Below are 19,104 nucleotides of genomic sequence, written 5' to 3' on the forward strand. Positions count from 1 at the left end.
AGGGCCGACGTCGGTGTCAATGCACCCGTCCGGCGGCGGTCAGCAGGGTGCGCCGGGTCAGTTCCTTGGCCAGGTGCCGCTTGTACTCGGCGGTGCCGCGCTGGTCGCTGACCGGTTCGCAGTGCCGCGACGCGAGGTCTCCGGCGTACAGCGCAACCTCCTCGGTACACGGTTTGCCGACCAGGAACTCGTACACCTCGTCGAATCCTTCCGGGTCCGCGTTCACCGCGGTCAGGCCGACGCGAGCCCGGACCACCACCGGACCGTCCAGCCACAGCGCCGACCCGGCCCCGACGATCGCCCAGTCTCCCACCCGCCGTTCGACTTTCGCGTACGCGTTGGATCCGTGGTCGCGGAACGGGATCCGGATCTCGGTGAGGATCTCGTTTGGTGCGGCGGCGGTCTCGTACGGTCCGACGAGGAACTTCGACATCGGCACGGTGCGCTCGCCGGCCGGGCCGCGCAGCACGCACGTCGCGTCGAGGACCAGACACACGGTGGTGAGGTCCTCGGCCGGGTCCGCCTGGCACAGCGAGCCGCCGATGGTGCCCCGGTTGCGGACCGCCGGATCGGCGATCACCCGCTCGGCGTCCCGGAAGATCGGCCACAGCGCCGCGAGCTCGGGGGACTCGAGCAGCTGCCGGTGCCGGACCATCGCACCGATCCGCGCGCCGCCCGGGTCGACGCTGATCCGGCCCAGCTCCTCGTGGAGCGGGTTGATGTCGATCAGCCACTCCGGGTCGGCCAGGCGCAGCTTCATCATCGGCAGCAGGCTGTGCCCACCGGCCACCAGGCGGGCGCGGTCACCGTGCCGGTCGAGTAAACCGATCGCGTCTTCGACGCTCGACGCTCGCTCGTATTCGAAGGGCCCTGGCACCTGCATCGGATCCACCTCGCTCGACTGCCGTCCCCATTCAGCGTCTGCCCGTCCGCCGGAGGTGTCAACAGTCGGCCCGATCAGCGGTCCCGGCCGCCTCGGCGCAGGTCGTCGTGGTGAATCCGGCCGGTCACGTCGCTCAACCGCCGGCCGTCCCCACCCCAGCGCAGCTCGATGATCTCCGCGACGATGGAGACCGCGGTTTCCTCGGGAGTGCGGGCGCCGATGTCCAGGCCGATCGGGCTCGACAGCCGCGCGAGTTCGCCCTCGGTCACGCCCGCCTCCCGCAGTCGTGCGAGCCGGTCGTGGTGGGTGCGCTGCGAACCCATCGCCCCGACGTACCCCACTTCGGGCAGCCGCAGGGCGACCTCCAGCAGCGGCACGTCGAACTTCGGGTCGTGGGTGAGCACGCAGATGACGGTGTTGTGGTCGATCTCGCCGACCTCGGCCAGCTTCCGCAGGTACCGGTGCGGCCAGTCGACGACGACCTCGTCCGCGGTCGGGAACCGGGCCGAGGTCGCGAACACCGGTCGCGCGTCGCACACCGTGACCCGGTAGCCGAGGATGGCGCCCTGCCGCGCCACGGCCGCGGCGAAGTCGATGGCCCCGAACACCAGCATCCGGGGACTCGGTGCGTGCGATGCCACGAACACGCGCATCCCCTCGCCGCGGCGCTGACCGTCCGGGCCGTAGCCGAGCACGCCGGTACGCCCGGCGGCGAGCAGTCCGCGGGCATCGTCCGCGACGGCGGCATCGGCCCGCGCCGACCCGACGCTGCCCGAGAGGGCGTCCGGGCGCACGACCATCCGGTTGCCGAGCCGGGCCGGATCCGGGTGTTCGACGACGGTGGCGACGGCGACCGGACGGCGCGCGTCGATGTCCGCCGCCACCTCGGCGAGTTCCGGGAACGTCGCCACCGACACCGGCTCGACGTAGACGTCGATGATCCCGCCGCAGGTCAGCCCCACCGCGAACGCGTCGTCGTCGCTTACCCCGTAGCGTTCGAGCACCGGTGTCCCGCTCGCGACGACCTCTCGGGCCAACTCGTACACGGCGCCCTCCACACAGCCACCCGACACCGACCCCGTCACGGTGCCGTCGGGCGCGACGACCATCGCGGCGCCCGGCGGCCGCGGCGCGGACCGGAACGTCTGCACCACGGTGCCGACGCCGGCGGTGCCGCCGTCACGCCAGACCGCCAGCAGCTCGGAAAGCACGTCCTGCACGGTCAGTCCCGGGGCGTCGGCAGGTCGACGACGCGACCGCGGTCGATGCTCACCCAGTCCCGCGCACCGAGGTACGGACCGAGGCTCTCGAGGATCAGTTGTGAGTCGTCCGCGGTCTTCGGTCGCTGGATCTCGTAGACGTTCGGGAACTCGAGCAGGCCGGTGACGAACTCCCACAGTCGCACCGCGGCCACACCGGTGGGCGGTCGGACGAGCACCGGGCCGAACAGTGCCTGGCCGTCCGGGAAGAACAGGGTCGGCACCCCGAATCCCCCGGCGCCGACCACCCTCAGGTGATCGGCCCGCACGTCGTCGTGGGTGGTGGCATCCGCCAGCGATTCGTCGAGGACACCGGGGTCGACGCCGATCTCGGCGAGCATCCGGCGCGCGGTCCCTGGCTCGTGCGGCTTCTCCCCCTGGACGTGCAGGCCACGTCCGATCCGCTCGTACCAGGCGTCGAGCAGCGACATGTCCGTCCGGCGCAGGGTCGCCCCGATCCGCATCAGCGACCAGCCGTAGGACCAGTCCCGCTCCCACGGATGCTTCTTGCCCGGGGCGCGGTTGATCTCCTCGAGGCTGAAGAAGTGCCAGTCGACCGTCAGGCCGGTGAGGTCGCGGACCTCACGGATCCACACCGAGGTCTGGTACGCGAACGGGCACATCGGATCGAAGTGGAAGTCGACGGAGACTGGCCCCGCCTCGTCGCGGGTGGTCACTCTTCGGACGGTACGCCGCCGCGCCGGTCAGGGCAGCGCGCTGCTAGGTCGCGTCGAGGTCGATCGGCGGCTTCTCGCCGTCGGAGAGGGGGGCCGGTGCGGGCCGCGAAGTGCCGCCGGGCGCCGACGGCTTCTTGTCGTCGAAGTTCCCCGTGAAGATCGAGTCGTCGCCGTCGAGGAGGTGCTTGGTGATCGCCGCGCGCGGCGTCATCCCCCGAAGATCGTTCAGGTCGGACAGCGGTTTGCGCAGGTCCTCGAACTCGGGTCCCAGCTCGTCCTTGAGTTGCTGGGTGGCGCCACCGGCGTAGTCCTTGACCTGACGCAGGCTCTTGGCCACCCAGGAGACAGCACCGGGTAGGCGCTCGGGTCCCAGGATCACGAGCGCCGCGACGAGAAGGATCATGAACTCGCCCCAGCCGATGTTGCCAAACACCTGACCAGACTACGTGCCGGTGCCCACTCGTGGGACCGCCGGTGGCAAATTCACCGGAACGTCACAGACTGGCACCCGGGTGGCCGGCACCCGTCAATCCGACACCGGGGTGACCTGGACCTCGACCTCGCGGCCCGACCGGATCAGCTTCACCGGCACCGACTGCCCGGCCTCGGTGCCGTGCACGGCGACGACGAGTTCGTCGGCGTTGCCGACGTCGCGGTCGCCGACCCGGACGATGACGTCGCCCTCGACGATCCCCGCCTGCTCCGCGGGACTGCCGGCCTGCACGTTGGCGACCTGGGCCCCGGTGGTCTGCTCGTTGGTCACCGAACGCGCGTTGACGCCGATCTCGGCGTGGTGCATCGAGCCGCTCCGAATCAGCTCCTGGGCGACCCGGGTCACGTCGTCGACACCGATCGCGAAGCCGAGGCCGACCGACCCGCCGCTCTCGCTGCGGATCGCCGAGTTGATGCCGATGACGCGGCCCTCGGCGTCAACCAGGGGGCCGCCGGAGTTGCCGGGGTTGATCGCGGCGTCGGTCTGGACGGCGTCGATCACCGCATCGGTGTCGGTGCCCTCGCCACCCAGCCGGACCGGACGATGCAGGGCGCTGACGATGCCACTGGTGACGGTCTTGCTCAGGCCGAGCGGCGAACCGACCGCGACGACGTCGTCACCGACCTGCACGTCGGCCGACTTCCCGAGCTGGGCGACGGTGAGGTTCCCGACGTCGACCTTGAGCACCGCCAGGTCGGTCTTGATGTCGCGGCCGACGATCCGGGCCGGCACCCGCGTGCCGTCGGAGAACACCACCCGCAGGGTGGCGTTGTCGGGGTCCGTCGCGGCCATCGAGATCACGTGGTTGTTGGTCACGATGTAGCCGGCCCCGTCGATGACGACGCCGGACCCGGTGCCGGACTGCTCTCCGAGCGCGACCTGGATCGACACCACGGACGGCAACACCGCCTCGGCGACCTTCGCGACCTGCCCGGCCTCGTGGTCCTCGCCCCCGGACTGCGTCAACTCCACCTTCTGGCTGGTCAGCGAACTCACGCTCTCCGCGGTCAGCCGACCGACCACCCCGCCGACGAGGCCGACCGCCAGGGCGACCGCGGCGAGCGCGGCCAACGCACGCGGCGCGACCCGGTCCCCGAACAGCACCTCCCTGACACCGAGCTTGTCGGCCGGGGGCAGTGCCGCGGGCAGTGGGGTGTCGACGGCCGCCGCGCCGAGCCGCACCGCGGAGTCCGGGTCGCGCCAGGGGTCGGCGGGCGCGTCCGCGTCGGGTGCGCCCTCGTCGAGGTCGTCGGGTCCGCGCTGAATGGTCTCGGTCTCGCCGTCGGGACGCCCGAACGCCTCGGCCAGCACTGGATCGGGCGGGCGCAACGTCAATTCGGGTTCGGTCGCGGTGCGAGTGGCGGCGAACGAGTCGGTGACGCCGTCGGGGCGCGCGAACGCGGCAGCCGACGCCGGATCGATGTCCGGCCGGTACAGGGGTCGCGGCGTCAGTCGCGGCGGGGACGCGTCACCCTCGTTGGCGTCAGTCACGGGACCCAGTATCACCGACGGCGCGGCACCGGGGTCCGACGCCACGTCGGCATCGGGGTCCGGCACCACGGTGTCAGCGGCGCCGGCGCCACGTCGTCAACGAGTAGGAGGTGGTCTTCGAGGAGAAGATCATGCGACGGCGCCCGCTCGAAGGACCGTCGTCCACCGCGGAATCGTCGACCGGCAGGCAGGTGGGGATCCGGCTGAGGGCACCGAGCAGCGAGCTCGGCATGCTGATCTCACCGGACTGTCGCAGCGCGATCCGCGCGTGCTGCTGGGCATCCACCGCGGCGGCGCACTCAAGGCACTGCGAGACGTGGTCCGCGGCCCGCAGGTACGCGTTCATCTGCAATTCGCCGTCCACGTACGCGGCAACCGCCTCGCTGGCCAGATGTTCCGTCGAACCGAACTGGCGAGGACCGCGGCCCTGCGTCATCCGCTCCTCCTGCACACTCACGCGACTGTCGTCTTCCCGGTTTCGAGGTCCCGCGCGGCCTGCGCCGCAGACAGGTGATCCCGCAACGCCTGGCGTCCGCGGTGGATGCGGCTGCGCACGGTTCCGAGCTTGACGCCCAGTGTCGCACCGATCTCCTCGTAGGACAGACCTTCGACGTCACACAGTACGACCGCGGCACGGAACTCGGGCGCGAGGGAGTCCAACGCGGCCTGCAGATCGGGATCCAGCCTCGCGTCGTGGAAGACCTGCTCGGGGTTGGGGTTCTGCGACGGCACCCGCTCGTAGTCCTCGGGCAGAGCCTCCATCTTGATCCGGTTGCGGCGCCGAACCATGTCGAGGAACAGGTTGGTGGTGATGCGGTGCAGCCAGCCCTCGAACGTGCCTGCCTGGTAGCTGGACAGGGAGCGGAACACCCGGATGAAGGTGTCCTGCGTGAGGTCCTCGGCGTCCTGCGCGTTGCCGGACAGCCGGTAGGCCAGCCGGTAGACGCGGTCGCCGTGCTCGCGGACGAGTTCGTCCCAGGACGGCATGGTCGACTGGTCTCCGCTGGCGTCGAACGCGGCGGTGCCACTGACTGCGGGGCCGCCGACGGCCGACTCGGCGACCTCGGTGTCGTGATCGGACGGGGCGTTGACCATCGAGATGATGGAAACCTCCTGCTCGGGACAGCTGGAAGCGGATGCGCGGGCGTCGCGCTGCGTACTGGAACAACTCCCGGGGTGTCCGGATTGTTCCCGACGGTCCGATTCCGGTGCGGTCGGCTGATCTCGTGACAGGTTCACCTTCACCGATCCGGGTGTGCACGACGTGTGAGCAACCTGAGTGGCGCCTGAGAATCCGTGCGCTGCGACGGGGGGAATGTCATGGTCACGACGGCGCCCACCGGGACCGGGACTGCGCGCCTCGACACGCCCGGGTCACGACAACGATAACCTCGTGGTCGTGTACACCAACGGCGACCAGATGCTGGCCCACACCGAGGACTCCGTCGTCGAGGACGACATCCTCGTTTCCGCACGTGAGCGGGCCGAGGATCTCGGCGCCGACCCGGTTCCGCCGTCGGTCGGCGCGCTGCTGAGCCTGTTCACGCAGATGCTCGGCGCCCGGACCGTCGTCGAGATCGGCACCGGCGCCGGTGTGAGCGGCCTGTGGCTGCTCGACGGGATGCGCCCGGACGGAGTACTCACCACCATCGATCCCGAGCCCGAGCACCAGCGGGCCGCGAAGGAGGCGTTCCGGTCCGCGGCGATCGCACCGGGGCGGACCCGCCTGATCAACGGCTGGGGCCTGGACGTGCTGCCGCGGCTCGCGGACAGCTCGTACGACCTGGTGTTCGTCGACACCGCGCCTGCCGACCATCCGCACTACGTCGAGCAGGGTGTGCGCCTGCTCCGTCCCGGTGGAGTGATCGTGTTCCACAACGCCCTGCTCGGCGGCCGGGTCGCCGACCCTGCCGCACGGGACACCACGACGCTCGCCGTGCGCGCGGCCGCCCGGGCCATCGCCGAGGACGACCGGCTGACGAAGGTGCTGCTTCCCGTCGGCGACGGACTGCTCTGCGCATCTCGCAGCTGACCGCGGTTTCGCCGGCCACGTCCGACACCGCGCGGACGCGGCACGGACGCGGCGCGCTTTTGACGACTCGGCGCTTTTGACGACTCCTTGACGCGCACAACCCTTGCCTCCGGGTTGAACACACGTTTAGCGTATTGACCATGCGTTCGGCCATGGACGGATTCGCCACCATCGGCATCCCGGACCGGGATCTGACCACCCGGGCCAGGATCAGGGACGCGGCGATCGTCGTGTTCGGCGACCGGGGCTTCCGCACCGGCGTGCGGGAGGTCGCGGCGGCCGCCGGCGTGTCCCCCGGCCTGGTCAACCACCACTTCGGTTCCAAGAACGGGCTTCGCGAGGCGTGCGACGAGTACGTCCTCGCGGCCATCCGGGCTGCCAAGACCGAGTCGCTGACCCGGCCGAGCGCGGCCGGTCTGCTGCAACAGCTCGCCGACGTCGAGGAGTACGCGCCCCTGGTCGCGTATCTCGTCCGCAGCTATCAGTCCGGCGGGGAGCTGGCACGGTCCATGTTCGATCACATCGTCGCCACCACCGAGCAGTATCTCGCCGACGGCGTGGCCGCCGGCACCCTCCGACCGAGCCGGGATCCGGCCGCCCGCGCCCGCTACCTGGCCATGCAGTCGCTGGGCAGCACCGTGCTCTTCCTGCAGATGCGGGAAGACCAGGACGGACCCGTCGACTGGGGTCGCGCCATTCGCGAGCTCACCGACGAGATCATGTTCCCCGCCCTCGAGCTCTACACCGAGGGCCTGTTCACCGACACCACCTTCCTGGACGCGATGGTCAACCAGCGCGCCGAGGACCCACCCGTCGACAACACACACCACCGGGAGAATCGATGACCGGAATCATCGAAGTCCGCGACCTGCACAAGCACTTCGGGCGCACCCACGCACTCGACGGCCTGAACCTCACGGTCGGTGAGGGCGAGGTCCACGGGTTCCTCGGCCCGAACGGCTCGGGAAAATCCACCACCATTCGCATCCTGCTCGGCATCCTGCAGGCGACATCCGGACACGCCCGGGTACTCGGCCGCGACCCGTGGACGGACTCGGTCGCGCTGCACCGTGACATCGCCTACGTCCCAGGGGATGTCACGCTGTGGCCGTCGCTGTCCGGCGGCGAGACCATCGACCTGCTCGCCCGGATGCGCGGCGGCATCGACGAGCAGAGGCGCGCCGAACTCGTCGACCGGTTCGACCTCGATCCGCGGAAGAAGGCCCGCACCTATTCGAAGGGCAACCGGCAGAAGGTGTCACTGGTGTCGGCACTGTCGTCGAACGCGCGGCTGCTGCTCCTCGACGAGCCGACCTCGGGCCTGGACCCGCTGATGGAACAGGTGTTCCGCGAGTGCGTGACCGAGGCGTCCGCCCGCGGTGTCACCGTTCTCCTGTCCAGCCACATCCTCTCCGAGGTCGAGGCGCTGTGCCAGAAGGTGACCATCATCCGGGCAGGCAGGACCGTCGAGAGCGGCACCCTGGCCGACATGCGACACCTCAGCCGGACCTCGATCAGTGCCGAGTTGCTGGGCGATCCGGGAGATCTGAGCCGCATCGCGGGTCTCGCGGACGTCACCGTCGAGGACCACACCCTGCACTGCCAGGTGGACAGCGAACACCTCGGCGAACTGATCCGCGTACTCGGCGACGCCGGCGTGCGCAGCCTGGTCAGCAAGCCGCCGACCCTCGAGGAGCTGTTCCTGCGCCACTACGAGATCGACGGACCCGAACCCACCGGGGAGAAGGTGAGGGCATGACCACCGCAACCCTCACCGGAGGCCGCCGCGGAGCCGGGCCGCCCCGGACCGCGACGTCGAACTTCACGGGCACCCTCGGGCTGCTGCGGCTGTACCTGCGCCGCGACCGGATCGTGTTGCCGCTGTGGGTGCTGCTGCTGTCGATCCCGCTGTCCACGGTGTACGTGGGCTCCATCGCGAGCATCTACCCCGACGAGGCGCAGCGCGCCGCGTTCACGGCCTCGATCATGGGCAGCCCCGCGCAGCGGGCGATGTACGGCGAGATCTACAACGACAGCCTCGGGGCGGTCGGCATCTGGAAGGCAGGCATCTTCCACACCCTGATCGCGGTCGCGGTGATCCTCACCGTGATCCGGCACACCCGAATGGAGGAGGAGTCGGGTCGCGCCGAACTGCTCGACTCCACCGTGGTCGGCCGCTATGCGGGACTGACGGCCGCGTTGATCGTCGCCTTCGGCGCATCCATCGCAACCGGACTGATCGGCACCGCCGGACTGTTCGGCACCGATGTCCCGCGGTCCGGCTCGCTGGCGTTCGGCATCGCGCTCACCGCGTCGGGCATCGTCTTCGCGGCGGTCGCCGCGGTGGCAGCCCAGCTCAGTCCCAGTGCCCGCACCGCGCGTGGGATCGCATTCGGAGCCCTCGGCGCCGCGTTCGCGCTGCGCGCCGTCGGCGACGCCGGCTCCGGCGTACTGTCGTGGCTCTCACCACTGGGCTGGTCGCTGCAGGTGCGCCCGTACGCGGGCGACCGCTGGTGGGTGCTGCTGCTGCACCTGACGGCCGCGATCGTGCTCACCGCGGCGGCGTACGCGTTGCTGCGCCGGCGGGATGTCGGCGCCGGCCTGATCGCCGAGCGACTCGGCCCACCGACCGCGGCACCCGCGCTCGCCGGGCCGTTCGGCCTGTCCTGGCGGCTCCAGCGCGGTTCGCTGGTCGCCTGGACCATCGGAATCTGCCTGTACGCGTTGCTGATCGGCAGTGTCGTGCACGGGATCGGAGACGAGATCGGCGACAACGAGACCGTGCGGGAAATCGTCAGCCGGATGGGCGGAACACAGGCGCTGGAGGACTCGTTCATCGCGATCGCCTTCACCATGCTCGCAGTCGGTGCCGCCGCGCTGGCGATCTCGTCGGCACTGCGCCTGCACAGCGAGGAGGAGGCCCAGCACGCCGAGACCGTCCTGGCCGGAGCCGTCGGTCGCACCCGTTGGGTGGCAAGTCATCTCCTGCTCGCGGTCGTCGGGCCTGCGGTCGCCATGGTGGCGGCGGGCCTGGTCGCCGGCCTGACCTACGGCGCTGCCGCCGGCGACGTCACCGGGAAGCTGCCCGGCGTCATGGCCGCGGCGCTGATGCAGCTTCCGGCGATCTGGATGCTCGCCGGAGTGACCGTCGCATTGTTCGGACTGGCGCCTCGCTACGCCACGGTCGCCTGGGGAGTCCTGGTCGGCTTCGTGGCACTGTTCCTGCTCGGTTCGATCTCCGGGTTCCCGCAGTGGCTGCTGGACCTCGAACCGTTCGCACACGCACAGCGGGTTCCCGGCACAGCGTTCTCGTTCATCCCGCTCGGATGGATGTTGCTGATCGACGTCGCGCTGATCGCGGTGGGACTCGCAGCCTTCCGCCGTCGCGACCTGCGGTGAGGCCGGAGGCGGCCCTTGGTGAGCCCGAAGGCGCCCCTCGACGGGCCCGAAGGGCTGCGACCGCTCACCGCAAAGTCGACCGAATGCCGGTGGTACTGCGTACGATGTGATGCGTCTCACTCCACTCCCTTTCGGAGGCTGACGTGCGTGGACTAGGGATCGATCTCGGAACCGCAAACACTGTCGTCGGCACACCCGATGACGGCGTCGTCCTGAACGAGCCATCGTTCATGCTGGTGAAAGCGAAGGATCTCGATCACGCCCTCGCGATCGGTGCGGACGCACGGAACCTGCTGGGCCGCACGCCCGTCGGGGTCTCGTCGGTGCGCCCCGTACGCGACGGAGTGGTCGCGGACCTCGAATCGGCGCGAACGTTCGTCTCCGCCGTTCTCAACCAGGCCGCCCCGCACCGGCGGTACAGCCCGCGCGCGAAGGGCGTGATGGCGGTGCCCGCCGGCGCCACACCACTCGAGCGCCGCGCACTTCTCGAGGTCGGGCACGAGTCCGGTCTGCGCAAGGTCGGCCTGATACCGGAACCGGTCGCGGGCGCGCTCGGATGCGGGATCAACCCGATGGAACCACGCGCCCACCTCGTCGTCGACATAGGCGGCGGCACTTCGGAAATCACCGCGTTCTGTTTCGGTGGCATCCTCTCGAATCGCAGTTGCCGCCTCGCGGGCGATCACCTGACCGACGTGCTGCGGCAGTACCTGCGGACCGAGCACAAGATCATCGTCGGCGACCTCACCGCCGAATACGCCAAGATCGGCGTTCCCGACGAGGGTCAGGCGCTCGTCGTCGAGGGCATCGACCCCGTGACGGGGCACGCGCGCCTGGTCACCCTCGACAGCAAGGAGATCGAGGATGCGCTGCGGCCGGCGATCACCGAGATCGTGCAGACCCTGGCCACCTGCCTCGACGACCTTCCCGCCCAGGCGATCGGGGACGTGATGTCGGAGGGGCTCCTGGCCATCGGCGGCGGATCGATGCTGCGCGGTCTCCCGCAACTGCTCGAAGAGCATTTCGGCGTCGGTGTGAAGGTGGCAGAGAACCCGCTCACCTGCGTCGCCGAGGGCGCGACCGCCTGCCTCGACCACCCCGAGGTGGTCGCCGCCTACAGCGCCTGAGCCTCCATCACTCGAGACCTCCGGGACTCGATCCTGCAGCTCCTCTTCAGCGGCCCGGCGCGGTCCCGCGGGTCTGCGCGAGGTAGAGCTCGAGGAGCTTCTTGACCACGGGACCTGCTGTTGCCGAACCGAATCCGCCACCACGCACCAGGACCGACACGACGACCTCCGGCGCGTCAGCGGGCAGCACCGCGGAGAACCAGGCGTTCAGACCCTCGCCGGGCGCCGACGGATCCTCCGCCGTGCCGGTCTTTGCGGCGGCGGGCACCGGCAGGCTCGCCAGCTGGCCGGCGGTACCGGCGGCGGCCGATGCCCGCATCCCCGCACGCACGGGTCCAAGTTTGTCCGCGAAGGACAGCCGATGCGGCTCCGCGGTGGGAATGGGCCAGCCCTCGCCCTCCCCGTACGACGCCGCGAGCTGGGGGGTGACCGTCGCGCCGGTGGTGATACCGGCCGTCCAGCGCGCCACCTGTACCGGCGACGCGGTGACGGTGCCCTGACCGATGCCCATCAGCAGCGTCGACCCCGGATACCAGGTTCCGCCGATGGCGGCGACCGATTCCGGTGTGCCCAGGAAACCTTCGGCCTCACCCGGCATGTCCAGCCCCGACGGGCGGCCCACCCCCAACTCGTCGGCGGTCGCGGCCATCCGCTCGGGGCCGAGTCGTTCACCAAGCTGGTAGAAGTACACGTTGTCCGACCACTGGATCGCCCCGATCAGGCTGTTCGGACCCATCGGCTGCCAGTTCGCGAACGTGTGGCCACCATAGGTGTACGAGGCGCCGCCCGCGAGCTTCTGGTCCGGCGGCACCACGTCGTACTTGGCGTTCGCCGAGGCAACAACGATCTTGAAGGTCGAGCCGGGTGGCGCCACCGACTGGAACGCGTGGTTGAGCATGCGTCCTGGGCCCGGCATCTGGGTTTGCGCTGCCAGCGCGGCCGCGTCGACCGGTGGACCGTAGACGTTGTTGTCGTATCCGGGCACGCTCGCCATCGTCAGCACCGCCCCGGTGCGGGCGTCCATCACGACCGCCGCGCCGAGGTCGCCGCCACTGGAACGGACCGCGGCGGCAAGGGCATCGGTTGCGACCTGCTGCATCGCACTGTCGAGATGCAGGCGCAGGTCGTGCCCGCGCACCGGATCCACCCGAGCGGCGGTGGCCACCGGCTGGCCCGACGGGTCGACGTACACGCACTGGCTGCCGTCGATGCCGCGGAGCAGTGCGTCGTACTGCTTCTCGAGCCCGGCCTTGCCTACTCGTGATCCGAGCGCAAGCTGTGGCCAGGTCTGCATGTCCTCGGCGTCGGCGACCCCGACGTATCCGAGAACGGTTGCCAGGGTCGCTGCCTGTGGGTACTGCCTGCGTCCGGTCGGATAGACCAGTACCCACGGCACATGGGCGTCCACGATGGCTTGGGCCCGCTCCGGCCCGACCCTCGCCAGCACCGCCTCCACCTCGCCGCCCGCGGCGCGGAGGGTGTCCGCGAGTTGGTCCGGGGTGATCCCGAGCAGCGCGGCGAGTTCGCCACGTACCTCGGCGTTGTTGTCGTCGAACATGCGGGCAACGACGGAGACGGTGTACTCCGGGACGTTGACCGCGAGCGGGACCCCGTTCCGGTCGAGGATCTGACCACGCTCGGCAGGCAGGCGGATGCACCGCATCAGCTGCCCGTCACTCATCTGCCGGAACTCCGCACCCCGATCGCTCTGCAGGTGCCAGGCGACCCCCGTCATCGCGACGAGCGACGCGATGACGGTCACGGCACCGACCGACACGCCGCGCGGCAGCCGCCTGCGACGGGGCTGGGAGGCCCACAGCGGCCGTGCGACACCGTCGCGGCGCACCGCGAGGACCAGACCGATCTCGACGAAGCCGATGACCGCTGCCGTACCGCCGTAACTGAACAGTGGAATCGGCATGCCGGTGTGGGGCAGCAGCGACAGGCTCTGCGCGATCGAGACGACGGCATGCACACCGAACAACCCGCCGACGCCCGCGGCGACGAGTGCGGCCTCCCGGGTCCGCGCGGTCCGCGCGGCGACCGTGGCACGCCACACGATGATCGACGAGGCGATCACCACCGCCAGCCCTGCGACCAGCCCCCACCCGTACACGAGGCTCGCAAAGGCGAGGTCGTGCTCCGATTCCGGAAGGTACTCGGCCCGGAGCGCATACTGCGGTTGCCGCCACAGTCCCCACAGTCCGCCGCTGCCGATCGCGATGTCGGCCTGCCACGCCGCCCATCCCGACCCCTGGGGATCGGCGCTGTTCGACAGGAACACGTGGATCCGCTCCAGCTGGTACGGGCGCAGGAACAGCACGGCCAGCGGGATCGACGCGACCCCGAGTGCGAACAGCGGCGCCAGCGGCAGCAACGGCACCCGCGCGAGGATCAACATGAGCATCACGATCGCGACGAGCACGACGGCGGTGGACAGGTCCGGTTGGAGGGCGACGAGGCCGATGGGAACACTCGCCGTGATGAGGACACCGGCGAATCGGCCGAGGGTGTAGCCCCCGGCGAGGATGGCGGCGGGCACCAGAATCAGGGCCAGTTTGGCCAGTTCGGACGGCTGCACGGTGAAAACGCCCAGGTCCAGCCACCGCTGCGCGCCCTTGGTCGCGACACCGACCAGCGGTACCGCCACGAGCAGAAGGACCGTGGCGGCGTAGAGGATCCACCCGAATCGGCGAAGCCGGTCCACCCGCATCCGGGACGTCACCCACATCGCGCCGAGGCCGACCACCGCGAAGGCGGCATGCCGCAGCGCGTAGGACGTCATGCCCGTCGACAGCAGGTTGAGCAGGCCGAGCACCACCAGGACGACCGCCGCCGCGACCAGCCAGGGATCGAACTCGCGCCTACCGGCCTGCACTGAGGCCCTCACGGGCAGGTCGCGTTCTCGGCGGGAACGTACACCGGATCCGATGCGGCGGCGGCCGGGGCGCTGGTGAGCGCGGCGATGGCGACGGCCGTGTCGGCCGGAACCGCGACGCTCCCGATGCCGTACACCTCCTGCTCGCCACTCGGCACGGGCATCGTGACGTCGGCGCCGGGGTGGACCGCACCCGAGCAGCGGTCGTACACGGCCAGCTTCCAGGTCACCGCCGGGACGTTCGCCCGGGGATCGACGCGGACGTCGACGCGCAGGACACACTGTTGTCCCACAGCGCAATTCCCATTGGCGAAGGTGGCGGTGACACCCGTGATCGGACCCGCGCTGCCCGGAAGACCGGTGTCGGCGGGAGCCGCCGCGGATCCCGCCGTCGGCGCCGGGGTGTCCGGTACCGGCGGCGAGACCGGCCGGATCTGATCCTGCGCCTGCTCACTCTCGGACGAGAGGAGGGTGTCCCACCCCAGCCGCATCTGCGTCCACGCTCCGGGTGCCTTCCACACCGCTACGGCAAGCAGCCCGATCGCGATGACCGCGACGATGCCCTGCCGCTTCGAGAGCCGCCACTTCCGGCGATGCCACGGATTCTCGACCGGGGGAAGCCAGCCGGCCGGGGCGAGGGACGCTCCGGCCGCCTCGCCCGCCGGGGCCGGCACCGGCGCGCCGGGGACCGGGTCGGCCCCACCCTCGCCGAGAGATCCGCGCGCCGCCGCGACGAGTTTGGCGATCTGGTGGCGCGTCCGATCCGTGGTGGACGGGTCGAGGTGGACGGCGGCGGACGGGTCGAGGCCGACCGCGCCGGACACGCGACGTAACAGGTCGGGCAGGTCCGTTGCTCCAGCGATCGATTCGTCCACCCGCTGGGCGAACGCCTCGTCGTGACATGCGGCGGCAATCGCCCTCAGCACCCGCGCCGCCGCCGAGGTCGCCTCCGGCCCGGTACCGGCACCGTCGGCGTCGGCGTCGGCGTCGGCGTCGGCGATGGTGAGCTGCCCTTCGCACGACACCGTCACCGAATGATCACCGAGAATCCGTCCGCGCCCCCCAGCGAGTTGGCGGGTCACATCGCCGATGAGCAACGCTGCCTGCGCCGGCGTCAACAGGGCCACCGCGAGCAGAGTGCGAACGTCGACCTCACCGCCACCGGCGGGCTCGTCGGGCGGTTCGGGGGGTTCGGGTCCCGGCGGCAGCGACGCGTTTCTCGGCGACCCGGCCCGCGGCAACTCATTCCTCGACGAAAGCTCTGGCACTGCTTCGATCATCGGGCACCCCGGCACTCTGCGGCCCCTACGCGGGTGTGCGAGCGGACCGGAACCCGTGGCCCGTAGACCCTCGACTAGGGCTTACCCATTCTTGAACCTTGACCCCTGAAACCCTTTACGCCTCTGAGCATTCCAATTAAACCAAGACCGATGCAAACGCGGAACGGCCGTTACTCATCCGAGACGACCCAGGCGCGGGATCGGTATCAGATCCACACACCCTTGCCGACGGTGACCACGCCACCGCTGCTGACCGCGAACCGCTGCCGATCCCGCTCGATGTCCACACCGATGATCTCACCTTCACCGACGACGACGTTCTTGTCGAGAATCGCCCGCCGGACCACGGCACCCTTGCCGATCCGGACACCGGGCATCAGCACGCTGCCCTCCACCGTGGCGCCGTCGTCGACCATCACGTTGGAGCTGAGCACCGAATTGCGGACCGTGGCCGCGGACAGGATGCAGCCCGACCCGACGATCGACTCCTGCGCCAGCCCGCCCTGGACGAACTTCGCCGGTGCGAGGTTCTCGGCGGCGCCCCGGATCGGCCAGCGCCGGTTGTAGAGGTTGAACACCGGGTGCACCGACACCAGGTCCATGTGCGCGTCGTAGAAGGCGTCGATGGTCCCGACATCCCGCCAGTAACCACGGTCGCGGTCGGTGGCGCCGGGCACCACGTTGTCCGCGAAGTCGTAGACGTGCGCGGCCCCCTCGCGCACGAGTTTGGGAATGATGTCCCCACCCATGTCGTGGTCGGAGTTCGAGTCCTCCGAGTCGGCGCGGATCGCGTCGACGAGCACCTTCGTGGTGAACACGTAATTGCCCATCGACGCGAACGTCACATTCGGGTCGTCCGGCGTGCCGGGTGGGTGCGCGGGCTTCTCCAGGAACTGGGTGATCCGGCCCGACTCGTCGGAGTCGATGCAGCCGAACGCGAACGCCTCGCTGCGCGGCACCCGGATCCCCGCCACGGTAACGCCCGCACCGGACTCGATGTGATGCTGGACCATCTGCTCCGGATCCATCCGGTACACGTGGTCGGCACCGAACACGACGATGTACTCGGGGTCCTCGTCGTAGACGAGGTTGAGCGACTGCAGGATCGCGTCAGCGCTGCCCGTGTACCAGCGCGGTCCGAGCCGCTGCTGCGCCGGCACGGGGGTGATGTACTCCCCCGCGAACCCGGACAGCCGCCATGTCTGGGAGATGTGCCGGTCCAGCGAGTGCGACTTGTACTGGGTGAGCACACAGATCCGGAGATAGCCGGCGTTGACGAGATTGCTGAGCACGAAGTCGATGAGCCGGTAGGCACCACCGAACGGGACGGCGGGCTTGGCCCGGTCGGCGGTCAGGGGGTAGAGACGCTTCCCCTCGCCGCCGGCGAGCACGATTCCAAGCACATGCGGCTGGCTCCTCACCCTGCCAACTTATCGGCCACCGTGTGCCCTCGCCAGCCAGACCACGCCCGAGACCGGGCCCGTGATGGAGACCATGCCCGGGGCTGCGCCGTGCGGTGGCCCGATCCCGGCCCGACGGTTACGTTTAGCCGGTGCGCGTGGCGATGATGACCAGGGAGTACCCACCGGAGATCTACGGCGGAGCAGGTGTCCACGTCACCGAGCTCGTCGCGCAGCTCGCCCGGTTGTGCGCGGTGGACGTGCACTGCATGGGCGCCGCCCGCGAGGGCGCACAGGTGCACCAGCCCGATCCGGCGCTGGCGGCGGCGAATCCCGCGCTGGGGGTCCTGTCGGCGGAGCTGCGGATGGCGGCGGCCGCGACCGGCGTCGACGTCGTGCACTCGCACACCTGGTACACGGGACTGGCCGGGCACCTGGCCGGCGCGCTGCACGCGGTGCCCCACGTGCTCACCGCGCACTCGCTCGAACCCCGGCGGCCGTGGAAGGCGGAACAACTGGGCAGCGGCTACCGGGTCTCGTCGTGGTCCGAGCACAACGCGGTGCAGCACGCGGACGCGATCATCGCGGTCAGCGCCGGGATGCGCGCCGATCTGCTGGACGCGTACCCGTTCGTCGACCCGAGCCGAGTGCACGTGGTGCGCAACGGAATCGACACCGACGTGTGGTATCCGGACGACGATCCATGGACATCGCCGGTGCTGCGTGAGCTCGGGGTCGACTCGGCGCGACCGCTGGCGGTGTTCGTCGGCCGGATCACCCGGCAGAAGGGCGTTGGACACCTGATCGCGGCGGCGCACCGGTTCGACCCCGACATCCAGTTGGTGCTGTGCGCGGGCGCGCCCGACACCCCGGAGATCGCCGAGTCCACCGCTCGCGCCGTCGCCGAGCTGTCGTCGGTCCGCCGGGACGTGCACTGGGTCCGAGAAATGCTGCCCACCGCAGAACTGCGGAAGATCCTCTCCGCCGCAACGGTATTCGTGTGCCCATCGGTTTACGAGCCGCTGGGAATCGTCAACCTCGAGGCAATGGCCACCGAGACCGCCGTGGTGGCCTCCGACGTCGGCGGCATCCCCGAGGTGGTCGACGACGGGGTGACGGGCCGACTGGTGCACCACAACACCTACGAGCCGGAGGCATTCGAAGCGGCACTGGCAGTCGCGGTGAACGAGGTGTGCGCCGATCGGGAGGGTGCCGTCGCGATGGGCCGGGCGGGCCGCCAACGCGCGATCGCCGAGTTCTCCTGGACCGAGATCGCCCGGCAGACCCTGGACGTCTACCAGGCGGCAATCGACGGATACCGCGCTCGATAGAACTGCCCGACAGACCTACAGGGGCCGGTAGCGGCTGACCGTCACCGACGCCGTGACCGTCAGAGGCTCGGGCAGCGCCCCGATCGCCGCCGCCCGGGTGCTCTCGGCCAGGTGTCGCGCCGAGGGGCCCATCGCGACCAGCTGCTCGGCCGCGGCGTGCGTCAACGACATCGGATACTCGACCGCGACGCGGGACACCCGGTCGAAGTGCCCGGCCATGGCCGCGCCGAGGCGCTCGGTCTTGTTCTCGTCGACCCGCACCATCGACAGCAGGTCCACCAACTCACGCAGATGCCGCTCCGTCGGGGTCAGCACCACCAGTTCGCCGTCCGCGCGCAGGACCCGCCGCAGCTCGGCGGCGTTGCGGGGCGCGAAGATCGACAGGGCGTGGCTGACCACGTGATCCCGCACCGGGAGTTGTGTCCAGATGTCGGCGACGACCGCCGCCACCCGGGGGTGGCTGCGAGCCAGCCTGCGCGCCGCGGCCTTGGACACATCCACCCCGAGACCCGGCGCGCCGGGCAGCGCGTCGAGCACGGTCGCCAGGTAGTGCCCGGTGCCCGCCCCGACCTCGAGGACCGCGGGATCGTCGACCCCGGCCGCGACGGTCGCGTCCGCGACCGCGGTACGGAGCCGATCGAAATGGCCGCCGTCGAGGAACTCGGCCCGCGCCGCGATCATCTCGGCGCTGTCGCCGGTGATCTTCGAGGCCCCCGACAGCAGGCTCACGTACCCCTGCCGGGCGATGTCGAAGCTGTGCCCTCGATCGCACAGCAACATCCGGTCGGACTCGTCGAGGTCGCCGCCGCAGTGCGGGCAGCACAGCAGGGCAAGCGCGTCGTTCAGCATCCGCG

The 19,104-nt window shown here is 70.3% G+C and carries 17 protein-coding genes; 6 read left to right on the plus strand and 11 right to left on the minus strand.

All coding sequences use genetic code 11. The features are described 5' to 3' along the window. Window positions 1-16: 16 nt before the first annotated feature. The 7 genes from ACWEPG_RS23285 to sigE form a co-directional block, all read right to left on the minus strand. Window positions 17-883, minus strand: coding sequence for an FAD binding domain-containing protein (locus tag ACWEPG_RS23285; protein ID WP_450113018.1), 867 nt, complete (start codon window positions 881-883; stop codon window positions 17-19). A 74-nt stretch (window positions 884-957) separates the two neighbouring features. After that, window positions 958-2,103 (minus strand): XdhC family protein, encoded by a 1,146-nt coding sequence (locus ACWEPG_RS23290; RefSeq protein WP_450113017.1) that lies wholly within the window; start codon window positions 2,101-2,103, stop codon window positions 958-960. Between the two features lie 2 nt (window positions 2,104-2,105). Then, entirely contained in the window at window positions 2,106-2,819 is a 714-nt protein-coding gene (locus tag ACWEPG_RS23295; protein ID WP_450113016.1) for a DsbA family oxidoreductase, read from the minus strand. 43 nt (window positions 2,820-2,862) lie between these two features. Then, window positions 2,863-3,252 (minus strand): Sec-independent protein translocase protein TatB, encoded by a 390-nt coding sequence (tatB, locus tag ACWEPG_RS23300; protein ID WP_450113015.1) that lies wholly within the window; start codon window positions 3,250-3,252, stop codon window positions 2,863-2,865. Between the two features lie 93 nt (window positions 3,253-3,345). Then, the gene (locus ACWEPG_RS23305) at window positions 3,346-4,812 is read right to left on the minus strand and encodes a S1C family serine protease (protein WP_450113048.1); all 1,467 of its coding nucleotides are present in this window, start codon (window positions 4,810-4,812) and stop codon (window positions 3,346-3,348) included. Window positions 4,813-4,876: 64 nt separating this feature from the next. Then, complete coding sequence (locus ACWEPG_RS23310; RefSeq protein ID WP_450113047.1) at window positions 4,877-5,239, minus strand: RNA polymerase subunit sigma-70; 363 nt, start codon at window positions 5,237-5,239, stop codon at window positions 4,877-4,879. 17 nt (window positions 5,240-5,256) lie between these two features. Next, complete coding sequence (gene sigE, locus ACWEPG_RS23315) at window positions 5,257-5,898, minus strand: RNA polymerase sigma factor SigE (protein ID WP_450113014.1); 642 nt, start codon at window positions 5,896-5,898, stop codon at window positions 5,257-5,259. 325 nt (window positions 5,899-6,223) lie between these two features. Here sigE and ACWEPG_RS23320 point away from each other — a divergent pair, with 325 nt between their 5' ends. From ACWEPG_RS23320 to ACWEPG_RS23340, 5 genes are all read left to right on the plus strand, one after another. Continuing rightward, entirely contained in the window at window positions 6,224-6,835 is a 612-nt protein-coding gene (locus ACWEPG_RS23320) for an O-methyltransferase (RefSeq protein WP_450113046.1), read from the plus strand. A gap of 140 nt (window positions 6,836-6,975) precedes the next feature. Further along, window positions 6,976-7,680 carry a TetR family transcriptional regulator gene (locus ACWEPG_RS23325; RefSeq protein ID WP_452595443.1) on the plus strand — a complete coding sequence of 235 codons (705 nt, stop codon included), beginning with the start codon at window positions 6,976-6,978 and terminating at the stop codon, window positions 7,678-7,680. Continuing rightward, on the plus strand, window positions 7,677-8,594 hold the full coding sequence (locus tag ACWEPG_RS23330) for an ATP-binding cassette domain-containing protein (protein ID WP_450113012.1): 918 nt from the start codon (window positions 7,677-7,679) through the stop codon (window positions 8,592-8,594). Before ACWEPG_RS23325 ends, ACWEPG_RS23330 begins: the two co-directional genes overlap by 4 nt. Continuing rightward, complete coding sequence (locus ACWEPG_RS23335; RefSeq protein ID WP_452595444.1) at window positions 8,591-10,234, plus strand: ABC transporter permease; 1,644 nt, start codon at window positions 8,591-8,593, stop codon at window positions 10,232-10,234. The genes ACWEPG_RS23330 and ACWEPG_RS23335 overlap by 4 nt, the downstream gene beginning before the upstream one ends. 143 nt (window positions 10,235-10,377) lie before the next feature. Further along, window positions 10,378-11,361: a rod shape-determining protein gene (locus tag ACWEPG_RS23340; protein ID WP_452595445.1), complete on the plus strand. Its 984-nt coding sequence runs from the start codon at window positions 10,378-10,380 to the stop codon at window positions 11,359-11,361. A 46-nt stretch (window positions 11,362-11,407) separates the two neighbouring features. Here ACWEPG_RS23340 and ACWEPG_RS23345 read toward each other — a convergent pair whose 3' ends face one another. The 3 genes from ACWEPG_RS23345 to glgC form a co-directional block, all read right to left on the minus strand. Beyond that, on the minus strand, window positions 11,408-14,239 hold the full coding sequence (locus ACWEPG_RS23345; protein WP_452595469.1) for an FtsW/RodA/SpoVE family cell cycle protein: 2,832 nt from the start codon (window positions 14,237-14,239) through the stop codon (window positions 11,408-11,410). An 8-nt stretch (window positions 14,240-14,247) separates the two neighbouring features. Next, window positions 14,248-15,366, minus strand: coding sequence for a hypothetical protein (locus tag ACWEPG_RS23350; RefSeq protein WP_452595446.1), 1,119 nt, complete (start codon window positions 15,364-15,366; stop codon window positions 14,248-14,250). Between the two features lie 359 nt (window positions 15,367-15,725). After that, window positions 15,726-16,940 (minus strand): glucose-1-phosphate adenylyltransferase, encoded by a 1,215-nt coding sequence (gene glgC / locus ACWEPG_RS23355; protein ID WP_450113008.1) that lies wholly within the window; start codon window positions 16,938-16,940, stop codon window positions 15,726-15,728. 131 nt (window positions 16,941-17,071) lie between these two features. Here glgC and glgA point away from each other — a divergent pair, with 131 nt between their 5' ends. Further along, window positions 17,072-18,250, plus strand: a complete 1,179-nt coding sequence (gene glgA, locus ACWEPG_RS23360; protein WP_450113007.1) for a glycogen synthase — start codon at window positions 17,072-17,074, stop codon at window positions 18,248-18,250. A 15-nt stretch (window positions 18,251-18,265) separates the two neighbouring features. On the opposite strand, the gene ACWEPG_RS23365 is transcribed toward glgA, so the two are convergent. Next, window positions 18,266-19,099, minus strand: coding sequence for a putative RNA methyltransferase (locus ACWEPG_RS23365; RefSeq protein ID WP_450113006.1), 834 nt, complete (start codon window positions 19,097-19,099; stop codon window positions 18,266-18,268). Window positions 19,100-19,104 lie beyond the last annotated feature (5 nt).

Source organism: Rhodococcus sp. NPDC004095 (genome assembly GCF_053604015.1).